The organism is Burkholderia ambifaria AMMD (genome assembly GCF_000203915.1).
GTDB classification, from domain to species: domain Bacteria; phylum Pseudomonadota; class Gammaproteobacteria; order Burkholderiales; family Burkholderiaceae; genus Burkholderia; species Burkholderia ambifaria.
Window position 1 is genome coordinate 975836 of record NC_008391.1, and the last position, 14953, is coordinate 990788.

15 protein-coding genes are annotated in these 14953 nt (G+C 67.1%); 12 read left to right on the forward strand and 3 right to left on the reverse strand.

All coding sequences use genetic code 11. From position 1 onward, the window contains the following. Positions 1-187 precede the first annotated feature (187 nt). On the forward strand, positions 188-1702 hold the full coding sequence (locus BAMB_RS20335) for an MDR family MFS transporter (protein WP_041491664.1): 1515 nt from the start codon (positions 188-190) through the stop codon (positions 1700-1702). Between the two features lie 93 nt (positions 1703-1795). Here BAMB_RS20335 and BAMB_RS20340 read toward each other — a convergent pair whose 3' ends face one another. Beyond that, positions 1796-2794: a quinone oxidoreductase family protein gene (locus BAMB_RS20340; protein WP_011659054.1), complete on the reverse strand. Its 999-nt coding sequence runs from the start codon at positions 2792-2794 to the stop codon at positions 1796-1798. A 125-nt stretch (positions 2795-2919) separates the two neighbouring features. Here BAMB_RS20340 and BAMB_RS20345 point away from each other — a divergent pair, with 125 nt between their 5' ends. The 4 genes from BAMB_RS20345 (at position 2920) to BAMB_RS20360 (ending at position 6456) form a co-directional block, all read left to right on the forward strand. Next, a complete protein-coding gene (locus BAMB_RS20345) occupies positions 2920-3840 on the forward strand; it encodes a LysR family transcriptional regulator (protein ID WP_011659055.1) in 921 nt (306 codons plus the stop codon). Positions 3841-3932: 92 nt separating this feature from the next. Further along, positions 3933-4493 (forward strand): GNAT family N-acetyltransferase, encoded by a 561-nt coding sequence (locus BAMB_RS20350; RefSeq protein WP_041491490.1) that lies wholly within the window; start codon positions 3933-3935, stop codon positions 4491-4493. Positions 4494-4502: 9 nt separating this feature from the next. Then, the gene (locus BAMB_RS20355; protein WP_011659057.1) at positions 4503-5351 is read left to right on the forward strand and encodes a MerR family transcriptional regulator; all 849 of its coding nucleotides are present in this window, start codon (positions 4503-4505) and stop codon (positions 5349-5351) included. A gap of 124 nt (positions 5352-5475) precedes the next feature. Then, on the forward strand, positions 5476-6456 hold the full coding sequence (locus BAMB_RS20360; protein ID WP_011659058.1) for a sulfonate ABC transporter substrate-binding protein: 981 nt from the start codon (positions 5476-5478) through the stop codon (positions 6454-6456). A 91-nt stretch (positions 6457-6547) separates the two neighbouring features. On the opposite strand, the gene BAMB_RS20365 is transcribed toward BAMB_RS20360, so the two are convergent. Further along, the gene (locus BAMB_RS20365; protein ID WP_011659059.1) at positions 6548-7453 is read right to left on the reverse strand and encodes a LysR family transcriptional regulator; all 906 of its coding nucleotides are present in this window, start codon (positions 7451-7453) and stop codon (positions 6548-6550) included. A 118-nt stretch (positions 7454-7571) separates the two neighbouring features. Here BAMB_RS20365 and BAMB_RS20370 point away from each other — a divergent pair, with 118 nt between their 5' ends. The 3 genes from BAMB_RS20370 to BAMB_RS20380 all read left to right on the forward strand — a co-directional run bounded on the left by BAMB_RS20370 (position 7572) and on the right by BAMB_RS20380 (position 9186). Beyond that, the gene (locus BAMB_RS20370; protein WP_011659060.1) at positions 7572-8162 is read left to right on the forward strand and encodes a flavodoxin family protein; all 591 of its coding nucleotides are present in this window, start codon (positions 7572-7574) and stop codon (positions 8160-8162) included. Positions 8163-8489: 327 nt separating this feature from the next. After that, positions 8490-8693: a cold-shock protein gene (locus BAMB_RS20375; protein ID WP_006485974.1), complete on the forward strand. Its 204-nt coding sequence runs from the start codon at positions 8490-8492 to the stop codon at positions 8691-8693. Positions 8694-8976: 283 nt separating this feature from the next. Next, positions 8977-9186, forward strand: coding sequence for a hypothetical protein (locus tag BAMB_RS20380; protein WP_006753082.1), 210 nt, complete (start codon positions 8977-8979; stop codon positions 9184-9186). Positions 9187-9241: 55 nt separating this feature from the next. On the opposite strand, the gene speB is transcribed toward BAMB_RS20380, so the two are convergent. After that, positions 9242-10210, reverse strand: a complete 969-nt coding sequence (gene speB, locus BAMB_RS20385; protein WP_011659061.1) for an agmatinase — start codon at positions 10208-10210, stop codon at positions 9242-9244. Positions 10211-10581: 371 nt separating this feature from the next. On the opposite strand from speB, the gene BAMB_RS20390 reads away from it, so the two are divergent. The 4 genes from BAMB_RS20390 to BAMB_RS20405 all read left to right on the forward strand — a co-directional run bounded on the left by BAMB_RS20390 (position 10582) and on the right by BAMB_RS20405 (position 14951). Continuing rightward, positions 10582-11253, forward strand: coding sequence for a lysoplasmalogenase (locus BAMB_RS20390; RefSeq protein WP_011659062.1), 672 nt, complete (start codon positions 10582-10584; stop codon positions 11251-11253). 246 nt (positions 11254-11499) lie between these two features. Continuing rightward, the gene (locus tag BAMB_RS20395) at positions 11500-13089 is read left to right on the forward strand and encodes a flavin-containing monooxygenase (protein WP_011659063.1); all 1590 of its coding nucleotides are present in this window, start codon (positions 11500-11502) and stop codon (positions 13087-13089) included. A 21-nt stretch (positions 13090-13110) separates the two neighbouring features. Continuing rightward, entirely contained in the window at positions 13111-14049 is a 939-nt protein-coding gene (locus BAMB_RS20400) for an SDR family NAD(P)-dependent oxidoreductase (RefSeq protein ID WP_011659064.1), read from the forward strand. Continuing rightward, a complete protein-coding gene (locus BAMB_RS20405; protein ID WP_011659065.1) occupies positions 14046-14951 on the forward strand; it encodes a metal-dependent hydrolase in 906 nt (301 codons plus the stop codon). Before BAMB_RS20400 ends, BAMB_RS20405 begins: the two co-directional genes overlap by 4 nt. The last annotated feature ends 2 nt before the right edge of the window (positions 14952-14953 follow it).

The window sequence follows — 14953 nt, forward strand, 5'->3', positions numbered from 1 at the left end:
GCGGCACTCTGGATTACGGTTTGCCTGCGAAAAACTTGAGTCCGGCCCTCTTTCGGGCTGATCGCGATCAAATTTCCGCCCCGCAATCTTCTGTTACCGGTGCAACAAATCGAGCCCGGGCAGAAATTGACCAGTCAATCAATTGCCTCTATATTCCGGTCAATTCCCTGCCATGGCAGATATCTCGATGAGAACCGATACCCTTCTTGCTCCGCCGGCCGCCGAAGCGGCCCGCCGCGACACGCCGACCGGGCTGGTGATCGCCGCGCTGCTGCTCGTCATGCTGCTGTCCGCGCTCGACCAGACGATCGTGTCGACCGCGCTGCCGACGATCGTCGGCGAGCTCGGCGGCCTCGACCAGCTGTCGTGGGTCGTGACCGCTTACCTGCTGTCGTCGACGGTCGTGCTGCCGCTGTACGGCAAGCTCGGCGACCTGTACGGCCGCAAGATCGTGCTGCAGGCCGCGATCGTGCTGTTTCTCGCCGGCTCCGCGCTGTGCGGCATCGCGCAGGACATGACGCAGCTGATCGTGCTGCGCGCGCTGCAAGGGCTCGGCGGCGGCGGGCTGATGGTCGTGACGATGGCCGCGATCGGCGACCTGGTGCCGCCCGATCGCCGTGCGCGCTACCAGGGGATGTTCGGCGGCGTGTATGGCCTCGCGACGATCGTCGGGCCGCTGCTCGGCGGCTTCCTGGTCGAACACCTGTCGTGGCGCTGGATCTTCACGATCAACCTGCCGCTCGGCGCGCTCGCGCTCGCGGTGATCGGCATCGTGTTCCGGCCGCACACCGCGCACGTGAAGCACCGCATCGACTACATGGGCGCCGCGTTCCTCGCGACGGCCCTCACCTGCGTGATCCTGTTCACCAGCGAAGGCGGTTCGCTGCTGCCGTGGTCGTCGCCGCAGCTGTGGATGACGCTCGTGCTCGGGCTGGTCGCGCTCGGCGGCTTCGTCTACGAGGAGCGGCTCGCGGCCGAGCCGATCATGCCGCTCGAACTGTTCCGCCAGCGCACCTTCGTGCTGATGAGCCTGATCGGCTTCGTCGTCGGCATCGCGCTGTTCGGTTCGGTCACGTTCATTCCGCTCTATCTGCAAGTCGTGAAGGGCTCGACGCCGTCGCAGGCCGGGATGCAGCTGCTGCCGATGATGGGCGGGATGCTCGCGATGTCGATCGCGAGCGGCCGGCTGATCTCGCGGTTCGGCACGTATCGCCCGTTTCCGATCGCGGGGACGCTGATCGGCGGCATCGCGATGGCGCTGCTGTCGACGCTGTCGCTCGACACGCCGCTGCACACCATGTACGCATACATGGCGCTACTCGGGATCGGGCTCGGCATGGTAATGCCGGTGCTGACGCTCGCCGTGCAGAACACGGTCGAATTCCGGCACATGGGTGTCGCGACGTCGGGTGCGACGCTGTTCCGCTCGATCGGCGGCTCGCTCGGCGTCGCCGCGTTCGGCGCGCTGTTCTCGCACGGGCTGCAGTCGCGCCTCGCGCAGGCGCTGCCGGCCGGCACGGAGCTGCCGCCCGCGCTCGGGCCGGCGGCCGTGCACCAGTTGCCGGAGGCGGTGCGCGCTGCGTACCTGCACGCGTTCGCCGGGTCGCTGCATGTGGTGTATCTGTCGGCGGCGGGCGTGATCGCGATCGCCTTCGTGCTCGCATGGTTCGTCCAGAGTGCGCCGCTGCGCACGCATCACTGATCGGCGGGCGGCGACGCGGCACCTCTGCCTGCCCGCCGATCGACATCGCGAGGCGACCCTCGTCACGACTTTCGGTCGCCGCGCGCTCGGCCGTCACGGCAACAGCACCACCCCGCCCGTCGTCTGACGCGACTCCAGCAAACGATGCGCGTCGGCCGCCCGTTCGAGCGGCAGCCGCGCGCCGATCTCCACGTGCATCCCGTCCGCGAGCCGGTCGAGCGTCGCGCGCGCCGCTTCCCGATACCCCGCGACGTCACGCGCAATGAAGCCGAGCACGCTCGGCCGCGCCAGCGCGATCGAGCGGGCCGGGCCCAGTTCGTCGAGATCGATCGTCTGCCGCGCGCCGATCGCGGCAACCTGCCCGATGCTCGCGACCATCCCGAACGGCCGGACCGCGCCGAGCGTACGCGTCAGCACGTCGCCGCCGATCCCGTCGATCGCATAGTCGACGCCCGCGCCGCCGCCGAACGCGCGCGCCGCCGCGACGAAATCCTCCTCGCGATAGTCGACCACCGCTTCCGCCCCATGCGCACGCACCAGTGCGGCCTTCGCGGCGGAGCCGACCGTCCCGATCACCCGCGCGCCGAGCGCGCGCGCCCACTGCGTCGCCAGCAGCCCGACACCGCCGGCCGCCGCGTGCACGAGCACGGTGTCGCCGGCGCCGACCTGCCGGACGCGATGCAGCAGCATGTAGACGGTAATCCCTTTCAGCAGCCCGGCCGCGGCCGCGTCGTCGCTCACGCCGTCGGGCACGGGCACCACGCGCTCGGCGGGCAGCGTGCGCAGGCTCGCGTAGCTGCCGGTCGGCAGCCCCGCATACGCGACGCGCTGGCCGGGAACGAGCGCCGTCACGCCGGGGCCGACCGCGTCGACCATGCCGGCTGCCTCGACGCCGAGCGCGTCCGGCAGCGCCGGCAACGGATGCGCGCCGGTCCTGAAATAGATGTCGACGAAATTCACGCCGATGGCGGTCTGGCGAATCCGCACCTCGCCGGCGCCGGGCGGCGCGACGGGCGCATCGACGCGGCGCAGCACGCCGGCGTCGCCGTAGCGGTCGATCCCGATCCGGGTGGCGGTGACAACTTGGGTCATGACGTTCCTCGCAATCGAATGAAGTGACACGATCATCCCATCGTGCATAATCGAGCGGAATTCCCGTTACACGCCCATCTACTGTGCAAAATTCGACCGATCCGACGCCGGCATCCTCACTGCCGATGAGCTGGGACGACCTCCGCTATTTCCTCGCGGTGATGCGCGGCGGCAGCCTGTCGGCCGCCGCGCGGGCGCTGCAGGTCCAGCATTCGACGGTCGCCCGGCGCATCGACGCGCTGGAATCCGCGCTCGGCATCCGGCTGTTCGACCGGCTGCCGCGCGGCTGGCCGCCGACCGACGAAGGGCTGCATCTCGCCGAGCATGCAGCCCGCGTCGAGGCCGACGTGCATGCGTTCGCGCGCGCCGCGCAGGGCGCGGCGGCGCTCGATGGCGTCGTGCGCGTGTCGGCGTCGCCGGTATTTGCGAGCCACTTCCTCGCGCCGCGGCTCGCCCGCGCGCAACGCGCGTGGCCCGCGCTGCGGATCGATCTGATGGGCGAGATGCATGCGGCCAACCTGTACGCACGCGAAGCCGACCTCGCGGTGCGACTGTCGCGACCGAGCGAGCCGGGACTGGCCGCGCGCCGGCTCGGCACGATGCGCTTCGCGCTGTGCGCGTCGCCCGAGCGGGCCGCCGAGCCGCCCGACACGTGGGCATTCCTCGGCTACGACGACGCACTCGCGCAGATGCCGCAACAGCAGTGGCTCGAACGCTTCGCGGCCGGCCGCCGCTTCGCGTTCGTCGCCAACGATCTGGCCGCGCTGCATCGTGCGTGCGTGGCCGGCGCGGGGATCGCGTTGCTGCCGCGCTTTCTCGTCGACGCACCGGTAATGGACGCGGGCGCCGACGCGGGCGGGCCGGCCTCGGCCGATCCGTCGCTGCCCGCCACCGCGGCGCTCGTCGAACTCACGGCGGCGCCGCGTTGCGATGTCGAGCGCGAGATCTGGCTCGTCGTCCACCCGGACGTACGGCGCTCGCCGCGCGTGCAGCGCGTCGCGGACGCGATCGCCGACGCGGTGCGCGCTGCGGACGGCCACCTCTAAACCGGTACGCCGAGCGCGCGACGCCGCCGATGCCTTTACCGCCCCGCCCAGCGGCCGGCATAGTAGCGGTTTCGTCCCCCCGCTCCGCCACCATGTCCGCTGCTGCCGCCTGCGTCGTCCGCGACGCGACCGAGTCCGATCTCGCCGCCATTCACGCGATCTACGCGCACCACGTGCGCCACAGCGTCGCGTCGTTCGAGGAGACGCCGCCCGACGTCGACGAACTGCGCGCGCGCCGCGACGCGGTGCTGCGTCACGGGCTGCCCTATCTCGTCGCGGAATGCGATGGCCGCATCGCCGGCTACGCGTATGCGACGCCGTATCGCACGCGCAGCGCATACCGTCACACGATCGAGGACTCGATCTACATCGACGACGCCCAGCGCGGCCGCGGCATCGGCCGCGCGCTGCTCGCGGCGCTGATCGCGCGGTGCGAGACCGGCCCGTGGCGACAGATGATCGCGGTGATCGCCGACGGCGGCACCGGCGGCTCGACATCGCTGCACCGCGCATTCGGTTTCGAGGCGGCGGGCGTGCTGAAGGCGGTCGGTTTCAAGCACGGTCGCTGGATCGATACCGCGCTGATGCAGCGCGCGCTCGGCGACGGCGCACGCACGCTCCCCGCCTCGCCCGAGCCTGTCGCGTCGCGCTAGAATGGCCGCATGTCAAAACAGACTCCCCCCATGCCGGACGAGGCCGCCGCGAATTCCCGCAACGAGTACACGGTCGACGAACTCGCGCGCGTGTCCGACACGACCGTGCGCAACGTGCGTGCGTACCAGGATCGCGGGCTGCTCGCGCCGCCCGAGAAGCGCGGGCGCGTCGGCATCTACGACGACACGCACGTCGCCCGCCTGAAGCTGATCAACCATCTGCTCGCACGCGGCTACACGCTGTCGAACATCCAGGATCTGATCAAGGCGATCGACGAAGGTCACGACCTGCGCTCGATCCTCGGCCTGGAAAACGCGATCGGCGGCCGCTGGTCGCACGAACTGCCGAAAACCTATTCGCTCGCCGCCCTCGCGCAGATGTTCGGCCCGCAGACGGCGTCGCAACTATCGCGCGTGACCGAGCTCGGGCTGCTCGAACGGCACGGCCTGTCGTTCGTCGCGAAAAGCCCCGCGCTGCTCGAGGCAGCGGCCGCGATGGCGAAGGAAGGCATCCCGCCGCGCGAACTGCTCGACGTGATCAGCCTCGCGCGGCCGCACTTCGACGCGATCGCGCGGCTGCTCGTCGATCTCGTCGTGAAGCGGCTCGACCGCTACGACGAAGGCACGCTGCCGCCGGTGACCGACGTGCCCGCGCTCGTCGATGCAATCTGGCGCCTGCGCCCGCTCGCGGCCGTGTTCGTCGAAGGCGAGACGAACCGCGCGCTCGAGAACGCGGCAAGCGCCTATCTCGGTGGGCGCGTCGCGACGATTCTCGACAAGAAGCTCAGCGACGAGGCGGCGCGGCAATCCGGCGCGACCGATACGTCCGATCCGCAACGCGACGGCGACAAAGCATAGGGCCGTCGCCGTCATATTCATATCGGCAATGCTTCGTTTGCGGGCGCGATCGCCCATGCGACGATTCTTCCAACCGGGCGGCACCGGCCGCTCGCCAGAAGACGTTTCGCATGGAGTTCGTTCGATGATTCGTTTCACCCGCTGGATCACCCGCACCGCCGCCGTCGCGCTCGTGGCGCTCGCCGCCACGTCGACCTTTGCGCAGGGCGGCGCCGACAAGGTCGTGCGCATCGGCTACCAGAAGGCCGGCCTGCTGTCGATCATCAAGGCACAAGGCTCGCTCGAAGCACGGCTCAAGCCGCTCGGCTATGGCGTGCAGTGGTTCGAATTCCCCGCCGGCCCGCAGCTGCTCGAGGCGTTGAACGCGAACAGCATCGACTTCGGCTATACGGGCGCGCCGCCGCCCGTGTTCGCGCAGGCGGCCGGCGTGCGGTTCGTCTATGTCGGCGCGGAGCCGCCGGCCCCGCACAACGAAGCCGTGTTCGTGAAGGCCGATTCGCCGATCCGTTCGGTCGCCGAGCTGCGCGGCAAGAAGGTCGCGCTGCAGAAAGGCTCGAGCGCGAACTACCTGCTGCTCGAAGCGCTGAAGAAGGCCGGCGTGCGCTACGACGAAATCCACCCCGTGTATCTCGCGCCGGCCGACGCGCGCGCGGCGTTCGAGAGCGGCAACGTCGACGCGTGGGTCGTATGGGATCCGTACTATGCGGCCGCGCAGAATGCGCTGAAGGTACGCACGCTGTCCGACTATACGGGGCTCGCGGCAACGAACAACTTCTACGAAGCGACGCGCGACTTCGCGCAGCAGCATCCGGACCTGGTCGGCGCGATCCTGAAACAGGCGCGCGAAACGGGCCAGTGGGTCAACGGGCATCCGGCCGACACGGCCGCGCTGCTCGCGCCGAAGGTCGGCCTGCCGCAACCGCTCGTCGAGACGTGGATCAAGCGCGTGCCGTTCGGCGCGGTGCCGCTCGACGACCGGATCGTCGCGGCGCAGCAGCGGGTTGCCGATGCGTTCCATACGGCGAAGTTGATTCCGCAAAAGCTGAGTGTTGCGGAGAATGCGTGGATCGACACGAACGTCGCGAGTGCGCTCGCGGCGAAGTAAAGTCAACGCACTCGAACGAGGCCGACGGACGCCTGCCCGTCGGCTTTTTTTCTTCTCGAATTGGCGGAAAACGCAGCCGCTCCCTTCTCGACTAATCCAGATAGGGCGCCAAGACGCCTTCGATCCAGTCCATGAACGCCCGCACGCGCGGCGACAGATTGCGCCGATGGGCCACCACGAGCGACGCGGCGAGCGGCTCGGGACGCAGGTCGGGCAGAACCTCGACCAGCGCGCCGCTTTCAATGTGATGCGCGAGCGCCGAATATCCCGCCTGGATCAACCCGATGCCGGCGAGCCCGGCTGCGTGATAGGTCTGCACGCTGTTGACCTGCATCGCGCTGGGCAACGGCAGCGACGCATAGCCGTCGCCGTTCGGATATTCCCATCCGGGATGCCGGGCGCCGAGCGTCAGCGTGTAGTGGACCATCCGGTGCCCCTGGGTGCGCAGATCGTCGAGCGTGTGCGGTATGCCGTACCGTGCCAGATAGCCCGGGCTCGCCGCATTCGTCATCCGCAGCTTGCCCAGCGGGCGGGCAATCAGCGTGTCGTCGGTGATCGGACCCAGCCGGATCACGCAATCGAACCCTTCCTGGACGAGATCGACGCGCCGATCGGTGCTCGACAGTTCCAGTTCGAGCTCGGGATGCGCGGCCATCAGTTGCGGTAACGCGGGAACCACGACGCTGCGTGCCAGCTCGGTCGGCATGTCGACGCGCAACCTTCCGCGCAGCCGTGTGCCGTTACCCGAGAACATCGATTGCAATTCCTGCACCTCGGCCAGCAGGTCGCGGGCGCGGGAATAGAACGCGCGGCCGTCTTCGGTGAGCTGCACGCTCCTCGTGGTTCGATGCAGGAGCGCAACCCCCACGTCGCGCTCGAGCTTGCGGATCACCATCGACACACGTCCTTTCTGGATGCCCAGGCTTTCGGCCGCCCGCGTGAAGCTCGTCATTTCGGCGACACGGGCAAAGATCAGGAGCGCGTCGAGGTTTTGCATTGTTCACCCTGGAAGTAACAGCACGTTCAATCGGTCATCATTTATAACCCGGTTGCGACTCAGTAGAGTGCTTTCCCATGTCGTCGCCCGACGACAACCTGAACGAAAGGGAACAATCATGACGCAACACACTTCTTCGGTTAAAGCGGTCGTCGTCTACCACTCCGGCTACGGGCATACCGCACGTATGGCAGCGGCGGTCGCCGAGGGTGCCGGTGCCGAACTGGTCGCCATCGACGCCGACGGAAATATTGCAGCGCACGCGTGGGACATGCTCGCCGGCGCCGATGCGATCCTGTTCGGCTCGCCGACCTACATGGGCGGCCCGAGCTGGCAGTTCAAGAAGTTCGCCGACGCATCGTCGAAGGTCTGGTTCGACGCCGGGTGGCGCGACAAGATCTTTGGCGGCTTCACCAACAGCGCAAGCATCAACGGCGACAAGCTCAATACGCTCGAATACTTCGTCCTGCTCGCCGGCCAGCACGGCGGGATCTGGGCGAGCATGGACATCAAGCCGGCGAACGTGAAGGCCTCGCTGCGTGACGACCTGAATCGCATGGGCTCCTATCTCGCGCCGATGGCGCAGACGCCAGCCGACGCGTCGCCCGACGAGATGTCGCCGGGCGATCTCGAGACGGCACGCCGGTATGGCGAACGCGTCGCAACGATCGCCGGACAGTTCCGGGCAGGACGCGCTCGAATCGGCTGAAATTCGGGTGGGAGGCGCGCGCCGCCCTGCATTTCTCGCGGCTGGACCGAGGTATGATGACGCCTGCGCACCACGCCGGATCGGCCGCGCCGCCCCGCAGGGTCACATCGTTTCATCTGACAAACGGATGGCTCAATGAAACAGTTACAACATAACGATTGACGGCGGCACGGGCGGCGCGTAGTGTGTCGCCAGAAGTTCAAGAAGTTCGATTGCTGTTCATCAATTGTCGCTACCCAGCGATATTCGTGGTCCTCTCCCTCCTTGACGCTTCAAACGCTCTCTCGTAGAGCAAATCTTTTCTATTTTTTTCATCAAGGATTCTTCATGGATACCGGTATCGTCAAGTGGTTCAACGACAGCAAAGGCTTTGGCTTCATCACCCCGGACAACGGCGGCGACGACCTGTTCGCGCATTTCTCGGAAATTCGCGCTGACGGCTTCAAGACGCTGGCTGAAAACCAGAAGGTGAGCTTCGAAACGAAGCAAGGCCCGAAGGGTCTGCAAGCGGCCAACATCAAGCCGCTGTAAAGTTTGAAGGACCCGGCCTCCGGTAACGGACGCCGGGTTGCAGCGACATCCTCGCGGAGCTTCGACTCCCAAAGTTGGCGCGACTGCTCTTAGCTGCATCTGATTGTTCAGCAGCTTGCCGAGCGCCACACGCCTCGTTGCACTTCATCCCCCTCTGGCTGCAAGGCCCCTTTTCTGCTTTTCGACTGCTTCGGATTCAGCTCGCAATGGCTTTGAATCGGCGCACCTGTGCACATTTCGCACGGCACGCGCGCACTCGAACATCATTAAAATTAAAACGCAAATGCAAAACCAACGAATTCAACAGTACAACGGCTATGCCGTTCAACCCTCGGCACATCGTTTGCCCGACGGTAGTTTTTCCTCCAACCTGCTGCTCGAACGCGCCGAAGGCCGTTACCAGTTCTATTCGCTCGATTATTTCGTGAGCGAAGAACAGGCACTGCAGCACTCGAGCCGCTGGGCACGCAACTGGATCGACACGCGCGGCTGAAGCCAGCGCCCGGCCATCGTTCCAGCGACGCGCCGGCGCCCTGCGCCGGCCCGCTTTACTTCAACGCACCCGCCACCTTCTTCTGCCGCCACAGACACAGCAGATCGCACGCGACATGCGCGGCCGCGATCGCGGTGATGTCGGCGTGATCGTAGGCCGGTGCCACCTCGACGACATCCGCCCCGATCAGGTTCACCGCACCGAGCCCGCGCACGATCGCGAGCGCCTGCGCTGACGACAACCCGCCCGCGACCGGCGTGCCCGTACCGGGCGCGAACGCCGGATCGAGGCAATCGATGTCGAACGTCAGGTACGCGGGCCGCGCCCCAACGATATCGACGATCCGCTCGACCGCCGCACGCGCGCCGTGGTCGTGCACCCACGCGGCATCGAGCCGCTCGATCCCGAGAAAGTCGTCGTTCCACGTACGGATCCCAACCTGCACCGACGTCGCGGGATCGATCAGCCCTTCCTTCACGGCCTTGTAGAACATCGTGCCGTGATTGAGGCTGTCCGGTTCGTCGTCGGCCCACGTATCGCAGTGCGCGTCGAAATGAATCAGCGACAGCGGCTTGCCGTAGCGCTCCACGTGCGCGATCAGTAGCGGATACGTGATGTAGTGGTCGCCGCCGAGCGTCAGCATCTTCGCGCCCGAGCGCAGGATCGTCCGCGCATGCTCGACGATCGCCGGCTTGATCGACAGCGGATTGTGCGCGTCGAACCAGCAGTCGCCATAGTCGACGGCCGCGAGAGCGTCGAACGGATCGAAGCCCCACGGATACGGATTGAGCTCCGCGAGTTGCACGCTCGCCGCGCGGATCGCGGCCGGCCCGAGCCTTGCGCCCGAGCGATAGGTCGTCGCGAGATCGAGCGGCACGCCGGAGATCGCGACGTCGACACCGTCGAGCGCACGCGAATAGTTGCGGCGCATGAACGACAGCACACCCGCATAAGTATTTTCGATCGAGGCGCCGTACGGCGTCGTGCGACGGATCGCACCGTCGCCGTGGAGAAGTTCGGTCATGGTCGGATCGGTAGTCATGGCGGCCGGGCCGCCCGTTTCGCCTGGCATGGGCGCGCGGGTTGGACACGGCATGGATTCATCGGGCACGCACCGGCTTGCGCCTCGTCGCGCAACCGGACGGGACAACGACATCGACAACGGCAATACCGCGGCGATCATAGCAAGCCGAATGGAACGCGTTGCCCCGGTTCAGCCGGGGCAACGCGCGGAAAAATCCGGCGGCGGCATCGCCGCCCGTCGCCTCCTTTCGCCTCCGTTTCCTAGAAGGATTCGCCGGTTCTTGCGCGCCCGTTATTTCGGATAATGGCCGGCAGCCGCGCCCGCGACGGCGCGCCATCCGCCACAAGAACCACAAGCCGGAGACACTCGCCTTGATCGCCACGCTTCCCGCCGCCTATCGCCGGCTCTGGCCGCTCGCCATTGCCGCCGCGTTGTTGTACGGGCTGTCGCTCGCCGCCGCGCCCTATCCGGGCCAGGCCGCCGCGAAAGCCGCGATGGGCCTCCTGCTGCTCGCGGCCGGCAGCACCTGCGGCGCGCTGCGCGAACGCGCGTGGCTGTGCGCGGCGCTCGCGACCGCCGTGCTCGGCGACGTGCTGCTTGCACTGCCCGACTGGCCGCTGTCGTTCGTGTTCGGCCTCGGCGCGTTCCTGCTCACGCACGTGTGTTATTGCGCGCTCTTCTTCCGGTGGCGCGCGCGGCCGCATGGCTGGCGCATCGGCGCGCTCGTCGCGCTGTGGATCGCCGCGCCGGCGTTCTACGTCGCGTTCTTCCCGCACCTCGGCGAGCTGCTGGCGCCGGTCGCCGTCTACATGCTCGTGCTGTGCGTGATGGCGAGCTTCGCGCTCGCCGCGCGCACGCGCAGCGCGCTGGTCGCCGTCGGCAGCCTGATCTTCGTCGGCTCCGATACGCTGATCGGCGTCGGCCGGTTCCTCGGCGGCTTTCCCGGGATCGATTACCTGATCTGGGGCCTCTACGCGCTCGCGCAGGTCCTGATCGTGGCCGGGGTTTTCCATGAGACGGCCGCCCGCTCGATCCGTCCCTGATACCGTTTCAAACAGACCGCCGCGCATCGGCGGTTTCGTTCATCGCTTGGCTCGCCCCGCTGACGGCCCTTTCCGCGCCTCCCGCAATGCGGCAAGCACGCCGTTCCAAACCCCGCTCAGCCTTTTCCCGTCTGGTTTCCCGCCGTTAGAGCGTCGCTTCTAGCCGCTTGCGGTTTCCGGGCTCACCCACTATCGTTACATCAACCAATGTAACATTAAAAAATGAGCCAAATCGGAGACACCCGGATGAATGCTCGCACGTTGCCTTTCGGCCCGCCCGGCCACGATGGCCCGGACGAAACCATCGACATCGCCATCATCGGCACCGGCTTCGCCGGCCTGGGAATGGCGATCCGCCTGCGGCAAACAGGTGTGACCGACTTCGTCGTCCTCGAGAAGGCCGCCTCGGTCGGCGGCACGTGGCGCGACAATCATTACCCCGGGTGTGCATGCGACGTGCAATCGCACGTCTATTCGTTCTCGTTCGCGCCGAACCCGCGCTGGACGCGCATGTTCGCGCCGCAGCCGGAGATTCGCGCATATCTGGAAGACTGCGTGCAGCGCTTCGGCGTCGGCCCGCACCTGCGCATGAACCACGAACTGCGGCGCGCCGAGTACGACGAAACCGCGCAGCGCTGGCGCCTCACGTTCGCGAACGGCAAGCGGCTGTCGGCGCGCGTGCTGGTATCGGGCATGGGCGGGCTGTCGCGCGCCGCGCTGCCGGCGATCCCCGGCGTCGAAACGTTCCAGGGCCGCGCCTTCCATTCGCAGCAGTGGGATCACGACTACCCGCTCGACGGCAAGCGCGTCGCGGTGATCGGCACCGGCGCGAGCGCGATCCAGTTCGTGCCGCAGATCGCACCGCGCGTGAAGGCACTCGCGCTGTTCCAGCGCACGCCGCCGTGGATCATGCCGAAGCCCGACCGCAACCTGACCGGCTTCGAGAAATGGCTGTTCCGCACGCTGCCGTTCACGCAGAAGGCCGTGCGCAGCGGCATCTACTGGATGCTCGAATCGCGCGTGCTCGGCTTTGCGATCCATCCGTCGCTGATGAAGAACGTGCAGAAGCTCGCGCTGCGTCACATCCGCAAGCAGATCCCCGATCCGGAGTTGCGCAAGGCCGTCACGCCGAACTACACGCTCGGCTGCAAGCGCGTGCTGATCTCGAACGACTACTACCCGGCACTGTCGCGCAAGAACGTCGACGTGATCACGACCGGCATCGACCACATCGAAGCGGACGCGGTCGTGACGACCGACGGCAAGCGTCATGAAGTCGACTGCCTGATCTACGGCACCGGCTTCCAGGTCGCGGATCCGTTTCCGCGCGGCGCCATCGTCGGCCGCGGCGGCCTCGACATCGTCGACGCGTGGCGCGACGGTGCGCACGCGTACCTCGGCACGACGCTGCCCGGCTACCCGAACTTCTTCATGATCGTCGGCCCGAACACGGGCCTCGGCCACAACTCGATGGTGTACATGATCGAGTCGCAGATCGAATACATCCTCGGCGCGCTGCAGGCGATGCAACGCGAACGCGCGGATGCGATCGAGGTGCGCCCGCTCGTCGAGGCGCAGTTCAACAGCGACCTGCAGGGCAAGCTCAAGAAGGCGATCTGGTCGACAGGCGGCTGCAAGAGCTGGTACCTCGACCCGCGCACCGGCAAGAACACGACGCTGTGGCCGGGCTTCACATGGCGCTTCCGCCAGGCGACCGCACGCTTCTCGATCGCCGATTACCACGCGTATGGCGCGCCGCGGCACGACACGACCGCGCGGCCCGTCGCCGCGTCCGCCGCTTCCGCTTCAACTTCCCGTTCCGCCGAAGCGGCCTGAGCCAGACAAGGAGCCACCGACATGAGAGATTTCGCCAACAAGGTCGCCGCGATCACGGGCGCCGGCTCGGGCATGGGCCGCGCGCTCGCGGTCCAGCTCGCGCGGGCCGGCTGCCACGTGTCGCTCGCCGACAAGAACGGCGTCGGCCTCGCCGAGACCGAGCGGATCGTCCGCGCGATCGCGCCGAACGTGCGCGTGTCGACGCGCATGCTGGATGTCGGCGATCGCGACGCGATGTTCGCGTGGGCCGACGACACCGCGAAAGAGCACGGCAAGGTCAACCTGATCTTCAACAATGCGGGCGTCGCGCTGTCGAGCACGATCGAAGGGATGGAATACAGCGATCTCGAGTGGATCGTGAACATCAACTTCTGGGGCGTCGTGCACGGCACGAAGGCGTTCCTGCCGCACCTGAAGGCATCGGGCGACGGTCACGTGATCAACACGTCGAGCATCTTCGGGATCTTCGCGCAGCCGGGCATGAGCGGCTACAACGCGACCAAGTTCGCGGTGCGCGGCTTCACCGAATCGCTGCGCCAGGAACTCGACATGATGAAGTGCGGCGTGTCGGCGACCTGCGTGCATCCGGGCGGCGTCCGCACGAACATCGCGCAGTCGAGCTGCGTCGCGAAGAACATGATCGGCTTCCTCATTCAGAGCGAGCAGCAAGGCAAGGACAACTTCGAGAAATTCTTCATCACGAGCGCCGACGATGCCGCGCGCACGATCCTCGCCGGCGTGCGCAAGAACAAGCGCCGCGTGCTGATCGGCCGCGATGCGAAGGGCGCCGACTGGATGGCGCGCATCATGCCGGCCGCCTACCAGGCGATCGTGGTGCTCGTGTCGCGCCGCGAGGCCGCGAAGGCCCGCCGCGAGGCCGCCCGCTACGGCGCGCCGGCGGCCGCTCCGCTTCACGCCCCCTACAACAACGCAGGCAATCAGGCAGGAGAACAATCATGACGAACCCGAACATGATGCCGGTGCGGCGCGACATCCGTTTCGCGCTGCCGCCCGAACGCGCGAAGGACTGGCACGTCCAGGGCGTGCCGGTCACGCATTTCATGAACGCGCTGTCGCTGCTGTTTCCGGCTGGCGAGCGCTTCTTCATGGATTCTGTGCGCCACTACCGCGACCGCATCGAGGATCCGGAGCTGAAGAAGCAGGTGCTCGGCTTCATTGGCCAGGAAGCGATGCACACGCGCGAGCACATCGAGTACAACGACCTTCTGCAATCGGCCGGCCTGCCCGCGCACAAGCTCGACAAGCGGCTGTGGACGATCCTCGGCTTCTTCAGGAAGACGATGCCGCATTCGATGCAGCTCGCGGCGACCATCGCGCTCGAGCACTACACGGCGATCCTCGCGAACCAGCTGCTGTCGGGCCACGAGCACCGGATCGACGGGTCGATCGAAGGCTATCGGCAGATGTGGATGTGGCACGCGATGGAGGAAACCGAGCACAAGGCGGTGTCGTACGACGTATGGAACGCCGTGATGAAGCCGGGCCTCGGCAGCTATCTGCTGCGCACCGGCACGATGCTGCTGACGACCGTGATGTTCTGGACGATCGTGTTCGACTTCCACGTGCGGCTGATGCTGGCGCACCGTCGCAAGCACGGCAGGTTCGGCGGCATGTGGCGCCTCGTGAAGTATCTGTACAGCCCGAAGAACGGCGTGTTGCCGAGCATCGCCGGCGAATGGCTCGACTACTTCCGCCCGGGCTTCCATCCGTGGGACCACGACAACCATCAGTATCTGGAGGGCCTCGACACGCTGCTCGCGAACATCGACGCGACCAATGCGCGCTACGCGGCACAGGCCGCCCCGCGCCGCGTGCCGCTGCATCCGGTCGCGCAGGCATGACG

Coding starts and splice junctions, on each gene's coding strand:
- BAMB_RS20335 (WP_041491664.1), top strand. CDS start 188: ATGAGAACCGATACCCTTCTTGCTCCGCCGGCCGCCGAAGCGGCCCGC.
- BAMB_RS20340 (WP_011659054.1), bottom strand. CDS start 2,794: ATGACCCAAGTTGTCACCGCCACCCGGATCGGGATCGACCGCTACGGC.
- BAMB_RS20345 (WP_011659055.1), top strand. CDS start 2,920: ATGAGCTGGGACGACCTCCGCTATTTCCTCGCGGTGATGCGCGGCGGC.
- BAMB_RS20350 (WP_041491490.1), top strand. CDS start 3,933: ATGTCCGCTGCTGCCGCCTGCGTCGTCCGCGACGCGACCGAGTCCGAT.
- BAMB_RS20355 (WP_011659057.1), top strand. CDS start 4,503: ATGTCAAAACAGACTCCCCCCATGCCGGACGAGGCCGCCGCGAATTCC.
- BAMB_RS20360 (WP_011659058.1), top strand. CDS start 5,476: ATGATTCGTTTCACCCGCTGGATCACCCGCACCGCCGCCGTCGCGCTC.
- BAMB_RS20365 (WP_011659059.1), bottom strand. CDS start 7,453: ATGCAAAACCTCGACGCGCTCCTGATCTTTGCCCGTGTCGCCGAAATG.
- BAMB_RS20370 (WP_011659060.1), top strand. CDS start 7,572: ATGACGCAACACACTTCTTCGGTTAAAGCGGTCGTCGTCTACCACTCC.
- BAMB_RS20375 (WP_006485974.1), top strand. CDS start 8,490: ATGGATACCGGTATCGTCAAGTGGTTCAACGACAGCAAAGGCTTTGGC.
- BAMB_RS20380 (WP_006753082.1), top strand. CDS start 8,977: ATGCAAAACCAACGAATTCAACAGTACAACGGCTATGCCGTTCAACCC.
- speB (WP_011659061.1), bottom strand. CDS start 10,210: ATGACCGAACTTCTCCACGGCGACGGTGCGATCCGTCGCACGACGCCG.
- BAMB_RS20395 (WP_011659063.1), top strand. CDS start 11,500: ATGAATGCTCGCACGTTGCCTTTCGGCCCGCCCGGCCACGATGGCCCG.
- BAMB_RS20400 (WP_011659064.1), top strand. CDS start 13,111: ATGAGAGATTTCGCCAACAAGGTCGCCGCGATCACGGGCGCCGGCTCG.
- BAMB_RS20405 (WP_011659065.1), top strand. CDS start 14,046: ATGACGAACCCGAACATGATGCCGGTGCGGCGCGACATCCGTTTCGCG.